The sequence below is a fragment of the Prevotella sp. HMSC077E09 genome, from assembly GCF_001814685.1.
Lineage (GTDB): Bacteria > Bacteroidota > Bacteroidia > Bacteroidales > Bacteroidaceae > Prevotella > Prevotella oris.
Map to the genome: position 1 here is coordinate 25,553 of NZ_KV817578.1, position 448 is coordinate 26,000.

Annotated in this window: 1 protein-coding gene; it reads right to left on the minus strand. The window is 42.2% G+C overall.

Annotated features, from left to right (window positions below; translation table 11 throughout):
* Positions 1-15 precede the first annotated feature (15 nt).
* A complete protein-coding gene (gene mobC / locus HMPREF2983_RS09740; protein ID WP_070667952.1) occupies positions 16-369 on the minus strand; it encodes a plasmid mobilization protein in 354 nt (117 codons plus the stop codon).
* Between the last annotated feature and the right edge of the window lie 79 nt (positions 370-448).

The following is a 448-nucleotide window of genomic DNA, read 5'->3' on the forward strand; positions in this document are numbered from 1 at the left end:
TCATTATCTTTGCAATCATCTTCGTATCAGATTTCGGATTTCATCAATCTTGCTAATGATGATTTTATGGAAAGGCGCAATGGTATGAAATCCTTCCGCATTGGCGCGATGTGCCAACTGATTGAGGTTGTTTGCCATTCCACACAGCTTGCGGATGAAGTCTGCTTGCTCTACGGTCAGTCGCTCAATGACATTTCCTTTATCAAGAACTTTCCTTACAAAATCACTCATGGTTACTCCTGCGCTTTTGGCTTTGCCTTTAAGCGTATAATAATCCTGCGTATTCAGTTTCACCGTGATACGGTATTTCTTCTTTTCGGCTACGCCCTTGGTTGGACGACCACCTTTTTTATATTCTGCTTTTATCATACTTGTTTCTTTGATTTGATTTGATGGAGACCGATGGGATAATCCTCTGCAACGACTGTCAGGAGGTGGAGCAAGTGGT

Bases quoted from the DNA above. Each gene is read 5' to 3' on its own strand.
- mobC (WP_070667952.1), bottom strand. From the start codon at position 369: ATGATAAAAGCAGAATATAAAAAAGGTGGTCGTCCAACCAAGGGCGTA.